General features: G+C 62.7%; 8 protein-coding genes. 4 read left to right on the top strand and 4 right to left on the bottom strand.

Annotated features, from left to right (window positions below):
• Positions 1-91 precede the first annotated feature (91 nt).
• Complete coding sequence (locus tag SINAC_RS14650) at positions 92-4,069, top strand: LPS-assembly protein LptD (protein ID WP_015246419.1); 3,978 nt, start codon at positions 92-94, stop codon at positions 4,067-4,069.
• 59 nt (positions 4,070-4,128) lie between these two features.
• Positions 4,129-4,611 (top strand): diacylglycerol kinase, encoded by a 483-nt coding sequence (locus tag SINAC_RS14645; RefSeq protein ID WP_015246418.1) that lies wholly within the window; start codon positions 4,129-4,131, stop codon positions 4,609-4,611.
• A gap of 36 nt (positions 4,612-4,647) precedes the next feature.
• On the opposite strand, the gene SINAC_RS14640 is transcribed toward SINAC_RS14645, so the two are convergent.
• The 4 genes from SINAC_RS14640 to SINAC_RS39885 form a co-directional block, all read right to left on the bottom strand.
• A complete protein-coding gene (locus SINAC_RS14640; RefSeq protein WP_020466135.1) occupies positions 4,648-5,133 on the bottom strand; it encodes a molybdopterin-dependent oxidoreductase in 486 nt (161 codons plus the stop codon).
• Between the two features lie 342 nt (positions 5,134-5,475).
• Positions 5,476-7,293 (bottom strand): Hsp70 family protein, encoded by a 1,818-nt coding sequence (locus tag SINAC_RS14635; protein ID WP_015246417.1) that lies wholly within the window; start codon positions 7,291-7,293, stop codon positions 5,476-5,478.
• A gap of 129 nt (positions 7,294-7,422) precedes the next feature.
• Positions 7,423-7,899, bottom strand: coding sequence for a DUF2760 domain-containing protein (locus tag SINAC_RS14630; RefSeq protein WP_015246416.1), 477 nt, complete (start codon positions 7,897-7,899; stop codon positions 7,423-7,425).
• 254 nt (positions 7,900-8,153) lie between these two features.
• Entirely contained in the window at positions 8,154-8,414 is a 261-nt protein-coding gene (locus SINAC_RS39885) for a hypothetical protein (RefSeq protein ID WP_015246415.1), read from the bottom strand.
• Positions 8,415-8,621: 207 nt separating this feature from the next.
• Between SINAC_RS39885 and SINAC_RS14620 the strand changes: the two genes are divergently transcribed.
• The gene (locus SINAC_RS14620; protein ID WP_015246414.1) at positions 8,622-8,984 is read left to right on the top strand and encodes an STAS domain-containing protein; all 363 of its coding nucleotides are present in this window, start codon (positions 8,622-8,624) and stop codon (positions 8,982-8,984) included.
• A gap of 299 nt (positions 8,985-9,283) precedes the next feature.
• Positions 9,284-11,134: a hypothetical protein gene (locus SINAC_RS14615; protein WP_015246413.1), complete on the top strand. Its 1,851-nt coding sequence runs from the start codon at positions 9,284-9,286 to the stop codon at positions 11,132-11,134.
• The last annotated feature ends 32 nt before the right edge of the window (positions 11,135-11,166 follow it).

Below are 11,166 nucleotides of genomic sequence, written 5' to 3'. Positions count from 1 at the left end.
ACACGTGATTCCGAGATGCGACGTCCAATCAAGGGGCTCGGCCAGGGAAGGCTGGCCCTTGCGGTGGCTTGGTCGATTATGGGGAGGTGCCGTGCGGCAGCACGAGCAAACCACCGACAGCACGCGTCGGGCATGGTGCTGGATCATCCTGGGGATCACGCTCGCTCTGAGCCCAATTCAGGCTTGGAGTCAGGCGGAATCCGTCGATCCGGCTCGATCGGCTGAGCCGATCGATCTGGCGGCGGGCTCGATCCGACTCTGGAATCAGGGGGCCGATCAATGGCTCCTGCTCCAGGGAAAGGTCGCCATTCTCCAGGGCTTGGAAGGCGTACGCGCCAATCAAGCGGTTATCAGGGTCACTCGGTCCGAAACGCCAACCGGTGCCACGCACCGGCTCGACGTTTATGCCGAGGGGCAGGCGCAGCCAATCGGCCGCCCTGTCTCCCCCCTGCCCGTCTATCGAACCACCCTGGTGACGGATAAGAACGTCCGGTTCAAGCCCTACGACAACAAGGCTGTGGCTCGCGAAGCCGGCCCCCCGAAGGGCCTGGCGATTCTCGGCCGCGCCTTTCCGGCGACTCAACGCGCCAGCACTCCGCCGCCGATCATCCCGCTGCCGAATGCTCGTCCGGTCAAATCGGCTGCGCCCGCGACTGAGTCGAGGCCGGAGATCAGCCTGGCTCCCCCGTCGCCGGTTACGCCGACGACGGTCACCCGTAGGGCAGCACCCACGGCGGAAGCGACCGAGGCACCTCGGCCGAGCTCTCGTCCGGTCATACCGGTCGAGCATCTGAGCGAGTCGATGCCCGTGACCGTTCCCGCTTCGGCGGCGGATGTCTCGCCCGCCACCCCCGCCAGCCTTGGGTATCCGCCCGCTCAAAGGGACGGAACTCCCGGCGCTGTCGGGTCGCTGCCGAGTGCTCGTCCGGTGATATCGGACGTCGCGCCAGTCACCGAGCCGTTGCCGGAGTTCGCTCCCGTGCCCCCGGTGGTTCCGCCGGCCGTGGATGCAAGTGCGGATCAGGCCGAGAAGATCGACCGAGTCGTGGTTCCGACCCAGTTCGAGCCGGAAGGCTTTGATGGGGGCTCGCAGGGTGATCCGCCAGGCGGGTTCCCTGCGCCGGCGGAGTCGCCGGAGATGGAGGATGCGCCGAGCGTTCCCAATCTTTCTCCGTTTCCGCTCGAGCCCCCCACGGATCTCGAACCGCTGCCCGGGCCGGGCCTTGAGCCGGCCCCTCGCTCGCCGGCTGGCGGTGCCGCCTCGCCTGCCAAGCCCGCGTCGCCCACGATTCCGATCATGCCCGGCTCGCAGCGCACGACGCGGATGACCTCCCGCGACGGGACCCCTTATACCCTGCAAACACTTCCCAATGCCGGGGGGTACAGCACGATCATCATCCGAGGGGGGGTGAACGTCCTCACCGTCTCCCCTCCCCCGATGGGCGTGATCGACCTTTCGGCCGATCGGGTCATCATCTGGCGCAAGATGGATGCCAAGACGAGTACCGGCCCCAACGGTGAACAGATCGAGGATGCCGGCGACCCGATGGAGATCTATCTCGAAGGTCACGTCATCATTCGCCAGGACAAGCAGGTGGTGGCCGGCACCGGCGATCAACAGACTTATCATGCGGAAAAAGCCTACTTCAACATCCAGTCGGGTCGCCTGATCGCGGTCGATGCCCAACTCGACATGTTCGCTCCCGGCCTGATCGCGCCGACCAAGATGTTCTCGCCCCGGATCGAGCAGTTCCGGCCCCTGGTTCCGGGTAAGAACGGTGGAATGACCTATGGGTTCGAGGAGATTCGGGCCGACCAGACGATGCTCACCGGCAGCCGGTTCCCGGTCCCTGGCTACCGATTCACCAGCCGCTCGGTCGATATCACTCACGTTCTGAGCACGAAGACCGATCCCAACACGGGTCAGAGCGTCGGCGACCCCCGCGACCCTCGCACCGAGCCGGACCTGACCTGGCGGATCGACGCGCGACGGAATGTTTTCTACCTCGGCCCCTTGCCTGTCTTCTACTGGCCACGGATTCTCGGCAACGCCGACGACATCGAACCGCCGATGCGCCAGATCCGCTACGGCTATAACAACTACCTCGGGCATCAGGTCCTGGCCGACTTCAACGGGTTTCGCCTGTTCGGCATTCGCAAGCCGGACTGGATCGATACCTGGAATATCGACATCGACTACTTGAGCATGCGCAGCAAGCAGTTCCCTGCTCTCGGCTCCGAGATCGGCTGGTTCGGCAAAGACTTTGTGAGCGACCTGTTTGACCCGTACCGGCGCAATAAGCGCGAGATGGACAAACTCGGACCTGACGGCTACTTCGGCTACCTGGATATGTGGGGGCTGAGAGACGACGGCATCGACGTGCTCGGTACTGGGCCGGCGATCGTCACACCGTCCGGAGACATTCGCCTTCCCGATGGGACGGTGCCGGGCAAGCGTGGGTTTCAACGCGGAATTAGCGGAATTCCGGGTCTGCCCAATGGCGTTCCCGCCTTCCAGAAGTTTCGTGGCCGCATCAATATGCGGCATATGCAGTCACTCCTCGGACCCGATGCCGATCCCTACGAGGACTTTCGGTTCCAGGTGGAGGCCGCCTACGTCTCCGATCGTCAGTTCCTGGAAGAATACTATAAGCGTTTGACCGAGACCGGGCTTGACCAGGAGACCCTCGGCTACGCCATCCGGCAAAAAGACAACTGGGCCTTGTCGATCTGGACCGAGGCCAACCTCCAGAACTTCAACACGGAGACTCAGTGGCTTCCCCGGCTCGACTACTACCGCCTGGGTGATTCCCCTCTGGGGAACCTGCTGACTTACGACCAGCACTCAGGCATTGACTATGCCAACGTGCACACGGCCGTGGAAGTGAACAACCCGAACATCTTCGCGTTCATGCCCTACGACCCGATCTCGAACACCAGCGGAGTCTTCCGGTCGGGGCGTGCTTTCACCAGCCATGAACTCGACATGCCGCTGAACTTCGACAACATTTTTCGGGTCGTTCCCTACGTCCAAGGGCAAGCGGTCGGCTGGGACAACCAGATCAGCGGCACCGCCGTCGGGCGGATCTGGGGGGCTGCGGGGGCACGTGCCGACATCATGGCCTGGAAACGCTACCCCGACATCGAAAGCGACCTGTTCAACGTTCACGGCTTGAACCATAAGGTCAATTTTCAGGCCGACTATCGAAACGCCTATTCCAATGTGAACCTGAATGAACTTGGAATTCAGGACGACCTCGACGACAACACGTATGAGTTCGTCCGGCGGTATTTCGCACTCTTCCAATACCACGGGGGACTGCTCCCGCCGCAGTACGATCCGCGTCACCTGATCCTGAGGCGGGGGATTTCGCCGATCACCGGGACGACCGACGTTCAGGGGACCATTCAGACCCTCCAGTTGAACATGCACTCGCGGCTTCAGACCAAACGAGGGCCCGAGGGGAAACGGCGGATCATGGACTTCATGACCTTCGACCTCTCGACGACCTATTTCCCCTACGCCCAGCGCGATAACTTCGGCAAAGCCTTCGGTCAGAATACGTACAACTGGCAGTGGTTCCTCGGTGATCGCACAAGCCTGGTCTCGTACGGCTGGTTCGAGTTCTTCGATATCGGGGGCAAGCCGAAATTCCAGCCAAACAAGAACCTGGCAGAGGACCCGTTCGGCCTGAACGTGATTACGTCGGGTATTTCGATCAGCCGTCCCCCACGTGGGAATATCTTTATTGGCTATACGATCCTCGATAGCGGACAGATCACGACTTCGGCGTTGAACCCGAGCGTCAGCTACTGGATGAGCCCGAAGTGGTACGGGACGTTCTCAACGTCGTATGACTTTGGCAACGCAATCTGGCTGTCGTCGATGTTCTCGTTCACTCGGGTCGGTGCCGACTACCTGACGACGATCGGCCTGGTGGTCGATCCGCAGCGTAACAATTTCTCCCAGCTCGCGATTGCGATCTCGCCCCGCCTCAGCCCGGGAATCCGTCTGGGATCGGGAAGTGGGCTGAACCAGTTCGACTCGCGCTATGCACCGACACAATGACTATGAATGAGTTACGGGATCCATCCGGACGAGTTCCGAGTCGACCTGGGGGCCAGTTCATGCTCGACGGAGCTCACGAGACCGAGATGCCGCGAGGCCTGTTGACGGTCCCTGACCGCGACGATGACTGGAGCGAGTTCGACCCGCCGGGGATCTGGACGGCCCGCGCGGGCCGTCGGAACTCGCGCGAGAAGTTCGCCGCCGGCCTCCGAGGGTTGAAGCACGCGATTCGAGGCGACTCGAGCTTCTTCGCCCATGGCTATCGCGGGATCCTGATCGCGATGACGGCCACTCTGCTTGGGGTTAGCCCCTGGGCTTGGTGCCTGCTTGTGATCGCAGCCTGTATGGTGCTGCTCTCCGAGTTGACCCATAGCGCCATCGATACGTTGGCGCGGGCGGTCGGCGATCCCGAGGCGCCTCCGTTCCGGATGGCCCGAGAGATTGCGGCGGCCTGTGTTCTGGTCGCCGCCTTTGGATCGGGGGCCGTGACCGTGGTCGTCCTGACCCTGAAGTTTGGTGAGCTGCTCGGCTGGTGGCACTGAGAATCCATCCAGGCCGGGCGGGTCCCCCTTGCCCGTTCAGTTCCCTTGCGCTGCATGAAGCGCGGCGTGCGCGGCCTCATCGGCCGGTCGCGTGTCGCGGCTCTTGCGCACGGTAAGCTCGATCCGGCTGAGGTACTTCACGTTGGCACAGTCATCGAGCTCGTCGGTGTGACAGGCCGCCGGATCCTTGATCAAGAACCGGATCGGCCCACCATGCTCCAGGCCGAGAGCCTGATCGCCGAGCCGGTAGACCACGATGCCTTCGCCCCGGACCGCTTGCAAGGGGACCGAGACGTGGAAGTCGTCGCGATCGGCATGGAGTGTCAGGTAGTTTGCCTCGGGGCGTGGCTGGACCTTTGCCAGCAGCACTTCAAGAACGACACCGTCCCCCTGCCGCTGAGGATGGAACCGCGAGACGTCGCGCACCTGCGCTGACTCGGGCAAGTGCGCGAGGTCCTCGAACGTCAGTTCCAAGGGGTGTTCGACTGCGCCGTCAAGCTTGAGAACCAGGGGTTTATCCATCGGTTTTCGTTCCGTCGTATCGGAAAAAAAGGAGAATTTAACCACGAATGACACAAATGACACGAATAATAACAAAGAAATTCAATCATTTTTTATTCATTCGTGTCATTTGTGTTATTCGTGGTTAAAAAATTAATGATCCGCCAATGGGCTAGAAACCAGTAGGAAGCGGGTGTCTCCGCAAAAGGTTTGTCCGAAAAGAGTTGCACCGCAGCGTCGACTGTAAGCCATGACAGGGAAACGACTTGCAGTGTCCGCTCTTTTCCGTTTGGTTTTTAGCCCATTGACGGATCGTTGGAAAAAAAGAGGGGCACCGGCGGCCTTGTCCTCGCGGTTGCGAGCTCACGATGTCTCGGCCGGTTCACGCACGTTGAATTCGAGCTTCCAACGGCGGGCGTCGCGGGTGCTGTTGCACCAGAGCTCGAGCGTGCCCACCTCGGTCACCTGCGAGTGGAGGCGAACCGGGACGGTCTCGCCCGAGTCGCCCTCCTCGGCGGCCAACGAGGTCTCCATCGGGGCCATTTCCTGGAGCTCGTCGGGCTGCCAGCGGTCGAGGATCAGGCCGACCGGGTCGTCGCGCCGGGTGGTCGACCCGAGAAAACGGAACTCCGCCGGTTCGCCGACGACCAGGCCGAATTCAGGGCCGGGGACGTCTCTCTCGGTCCCCTCCTCCATTCCCATCGGCACGACACAGAGGGCTTTGATGGGCGGGGCCACGCCGGGGACGGCCGGGGCCGAGGTTTCGATCCCGACGTAGTAGGAGCGGGGAACACCGCCTCGGATCCGGATCCCTCGCCCTTGGCGGACCTGCCCGTAGTAGGCGGCCCCGAGCGCGACGGCCAGGTCGAGGTCATGGGTTTCCAGGGGAGGCACGGGTTCGCCGGCCCAGGAGGAAAGGACCTCGACGACCCGTTCCCGGAGTTCCGTCGCCTTGAAGACGCCGCCGTTGAAGAGAATGGCCGAAGGGCGGATGGTCGACCCTTTGGCGTGAAGCGACCCTGCCTGTTGACCCAAGAACCGCGCGAGGTGTCGGGTAATGGCCGGGTCGGACGCGTAGGGAAGGCCGATCTCGGTCAGGCCCACGCGACGGCCACGCGCGGGCATGTCGGCCGGAGCGCAGTGGGGGAGGAATCCGTCGAGCAGGACGGTGTTCAAGGTTTCGCGGGACAGTTCGGTCTTGATGGCGCCGCCGATGACCTTCGATCCCCGGCCCAGGATCGTCACCGGCGCCGAGGTCTTCTGGGGGCTGGCGAAGAGCGTCTCCTTGGCGGTCCGGCAGGCATAACTGAGCGCGACGCGCTGGGTGGCGTCGAGTCCGTCCATGCCGTTGGGAAGGGGCGCGCCCACGGCATGGGCCAGCGCCAGGTCCATGTTATCGCCGCCGAGCAGGATATGCTCGCCGACGGCCAGGCGGGTCAGAGCCAGGTCTCCCCCTTGGTCGGTGACGGCGATCAGGGTGAAGTCGGTCGTCCCGCCTCCCACGTCGCAGACCAGGAGGAGGTCGCCCACCTTGACGTTCTTGCGCCAGCTCTCACCGCGTGCCGAGAGCCAGGAATAGAAGGCGGCTTGCGGCTCTTCGATCAAGGTGACCTGCTCGAACCCCGCCGCGCGTGCCGCCTCGACGGTCAACTCGCGGGCCACGGCGTCGAACGAGGCGGGGACGGTGAGGAACACGTCCTGATGCTCGAGCCGGTCGGTGGCCGTCTTGCCAGCGATCCGCTGGTTCCAGGCGTCACGAAGATGCATCAGGTAGGCGGTCGAAGCCTCCACGGGCGAGACTTTTTCGACCCCCTCCGCCGGGTTCAGGGGGAGGATCGGACTGCGGCGATCGACCCCGGGATGCGAGAGCCAGCTCTTGGCCGAGCTTACGAGTCGGCCCGGGACCTTGGCCCCGTGCTCGCGGGCGAACAGGCCCACGACCTGATCGGGCCGTGACTTCCAAGGAAGTTCGGTGGCCCCCGCCGGGAATTCCTTGGCGGCGGGCAGGTAGAGGAACGAGGGGAGGACAGGCCGATCCCCGACGTCGTTGACTCCCACCACCTGAGGAATGGCCAACGCCCGGATCGGCGCCGGGGTGTCGTCGGTCGCCTCGCGGGTATCGGCATAAGCCAACGCGCAGTTCGTCGTACCCAGGTCGATGCCGACGACGTAGCGGGACATGCGGACTCCTTGCGTTGTGCAACCAAAGAGGACCTGAGCCTGTAGGGGACTCGGCTCCGACGCCGGTCAATCCAAAAGAAAAAAAAAGGGCGTCGAGGGGCATGCGCCTACCGCCTCTCGGCGGCCTGCTCAGGCGACCTCGACCTCAGCCGGCGAGAGCACCGACGTATCGTCACGGGCGACTGGGAGGATGGGGAGATGGACCGCCTTGACCCGCCAGCCGTGGTGTTTCAAAACGCCCTGGAACGGAGGCGATCCATTCACGTTACCGATCAGGCGGATGGCGGCCGGATCGAAGTCGGCCGCGATCGTTACCCGCTCTTCCTCGGCCGCGTTCATGATCGGCTCGATCGTCAGGTAATCACGCAAAGACTTGCGGCAGCCGCGATGGATGTCCCGGACCGCCGCGCCGATCTGAGCGTCGGTGTAGGCGTCGATGTCTTCCTCAAGGAAGTCGATCAAGCGCCCGTCGCGCTGGAGGACCGCCAGGACCCGGAGGTCGGGGCCCGTCGAGGCCTTGAGGAAGAGCGGTTCAACCCGAGCCGCGAAGTCACGGTCGGTCATCGTGCGGAAGCAGGACTTCAGGGCTAGCCAGAGACGGTTCAAAGGGACAACTCCTCGTGCTCGAGCTTGGTGTCCGAGGGGGCCGGGCGATGGCCGAGAAGCGTCAACAAACACGTAAACCGGACCGCTCGCCCTTCCACTCGTCGTCCTGCGAAAAAGGTCGTTCGACCAGGATCAATTCCCCACTTTAACCGCATCAACGCCGCTTGAAAACGCGCCGATTGTGGAGAAATACCGGATGATCAGCTCCGATCGGGCGAATCCGCGCCACCGTTGGGGCTCCTCTTTTGTTGTGGTCAGGGTTCGCCCTGACCCAAATCGCGAGGAGTGAGTTCTGCGGGAGGATTGGACGGTGGATTGACCTCCGCTCGCTCTTCCGGATTTCGGGTGGCGACGTGGACGTTGACGAAGGGGGCACGAACATGAACGCCGTTCTTGGTTCGGACGTTGACGAGCCCACCGCCGTCGTCCGAGCCGACTCGGTCGGGGCCATGACAGCCAAGAAGGGAACCCGACATGACGAGAGCGATCAGGATTCGGCCGAGGTGGGGTTGCATGACCCAGGTCTCCCATTTTCCAGGAACTTCACTGAGAAGAAGATCGACATCACGCCTTCTCTGAGTTACTTTCAATAAAGAGCAAAGTCCTTGCTCCTCGCGAGTAAGGCTCGAGTCGACCACACCCGGTTCTTCGAGACCTGGCCCACCTGATCTGCCTCGACACCATCAAGACCTGGGCCGCGATCCTCAGGAGTCGATATCATCATGTCCTCGTTTCGTACTCGAGAGGAGCCGGATGGTCTGGTCATCATGCTCGACGATGCTGCCGGCTTGAATGACTTCCGAACCTCCGCGTTCCGCGACATGCTGTATGAACTCGTCGAGGCGATCGAGATGCCTCGGGTCGCCTTCAACCTGAGCAAAGTCGACTACCTCTCCAGCTCAGGTGTCGCAATCCTTGTCGGTTTGAAGCGACGCATCGATACGAAGAAGGGCAAACTCGTCCTCTTCGGCGTCCAGCCGGTCGTCCTCGACCTCCTGCGGATCATGAAGCTTACCCAATATTTCACCTTTGCCGATGACGAGAGTCAGGCACTGGCGTCGCTGCGTCCGGTCTCTACGGCGTAATCCTCCCTTCTGGTTTCCTCGATACCCCTGCTTGCCTACCTTATCGGCTCGCCTGAAGTCTTCGCGAGACGATCGCCGAGTTAATAAGCCGTAGCCTTAGCTCGTTGCGCCATCAAGGGCTTGGGATCGGACTGATTGGAAAAACCGTCTCGACTCATCCGATAGGCGCACGATCCGGGGGTTTTCAGCCGGACAGCCATCCGAATCAGGGACGGCGGCTCGCGGCGGTTTTACGCCTGGCAGGAAGACGGGCGGAGTGACCGGCCTTTTTCCGAGCCGCATTGGGGAGGGAATCTTCGATGAAATCCACTAAACGGTCTGACCGGCCCGATTCGAACCGGCTCAAGCTGGGATCGAGCCTCGAGGCACTTGAGCAGCGAACGGTGCTTTCCACCATCAAGCCGTTCACGCCTTGGATTCCGACCGATTTGCCGGTCTACACGGCGGTGACGCACAAGCCTCTTGCCTTCTCGATTGATGGCTTGGTCGATCAGGCGCGGCAGAACCCTCAGGCGCAGTTCTTGAACAGCCGAGGCAAAGTCGTCTCGGGGAAGGACCGCCAGAGGAACGAGTGGACGATCACGGTCCACGGACCAGGTAGTGTCTTGGTCACGGACTCGACCCCGAACGACGGGATGCTCGACGACGATATCGACACGATCCAGCTCATCGGGACGGACCCGAACCGGACCTATGTGACGGCTCAGACCACGGCCTCGGCCTACACGCCCACTAACGGCACGGTTCTCTTCAACAAGTTGGTCAGCACCACCGGTGTGAAGTCGATCATCCTGAATGGGTTCACTCTGACCCAGACCGTTGCGCCGCCCGCGGGCCAGGCAAACAACTCCGATACCGGGATCTTCCTGACCGGCGGCGTCGGCCTGCTTCAGTTCCATAACATCCTCGGCACGTTTGACACCGCGACATCCGACGTCACGACCGGTGCGGAACGGATCCCGGATGGACCGATCAACATCGTCATCGGCGACCCGTCGACCCGGCTGAAGGTGGCGCCGACGATCCGGCTGGACAGCATCTTCAACACGGTCATCGACTCCACCGGTGCGGCCGTCGCGACGGATCCGCAGGTCAACCCGACGGTCAATTTCCTCGTGAACGGTGAGCTGCACGGTCTCGAGATTGTCTCGTCGACCCAGCATCCCTACGTCGATCCGGCGCAGCAGCTCAACGGCGTGCAAACGATTCGCGGCCCGATCGGCGGACCCACGCTCCGTTACACCAACTCGACGCTCAGCCCGATCGCCAGCGCCGGCACTCAGTACCAGTTCCCCATCGTCGGCACGACGGGCCGTACGGCGGTCCGGGCCACCGGCATTGGTCAGCTCAAGTCCAAGGCGGGCGTGACCAATGTCACCGCCTCGCGCGGAGCTGTCCCGTTCCAGAATGGGTTCAGCGGGTTGAGCCACCTCAGAAAGGCCTCGTTCGGCGCGAATGCCGACGCCTTGGGTCTGGATGTGAATGGCCGAATCGGCTCGTTGAAGTTCAAGAAGGGACTCGGCAGCCCCGTCGGCAACAGCGCCTCGGCCACTCAACTCGGGATTCCCGAGGGGCAGACCGGCTACCCCGCCGCCGGCTTGCAAGGGGGCCTGGTGACCGCAAACCGCATCGGCAGAGTGAATGTCCAGCCCGCCAACACGGAACTTCAGACGTCGAGCAACCCCGACTTTGTTCAGCTCAATCGCCAGGGATATATCACCTACTTCCCTCACCCCGGCAATGCGTTGACTTCGGCCGCGATCGTTTCCGCCGGCTCGATCGGGAAGACGCGGGTCGTCGGCACGACGGTCAACAGCGAGATCAAGGGGGGCTTCCACTACCCCTCCTTCGCTGCCGGGCTGGAAGGGACGCGGTCGCCGAGCAAGGTCGGGCCGGTCAAGGTCAACGGCGATCTGGTCAACGGCGTTGTCTCGTCGACCTATCGTCCGGGGGCGAACAACATCTATGGCAATCCGCCTCGGATCGCCGGCCCTGGTCGTATCGTGGGCAACTCGAACAGCACCCTTTACGCGACCGCTGGGACCACCCCGCTCAACAACGGAGGCGCGGGTTACTACGCTCGCCAGAAGAACGGTGGATATCTGCCCCCGCGCTCGATCCACCGCAAGGTCAGCAGTGCCCAGTTCTGATTCTTCCGCAGTCTAAAACAACGAGCCGCCGC

The sequence above is a fragment of the Singulisphaera acidiphila DSM 18658 genome, from assembly GCF_000242455.2.
In the GTDB taxonomy this organism is placed as follows: domain Bacteria; phylum Planctomycetota; class Planctomycetia; order Isosphaerales; family Isosphaeraceae; genus Singulisphaera; species Singulisphaera acidiphila.
This window is presented reverse-complemented; position numbering and strand designations above follow the sequence as displayed.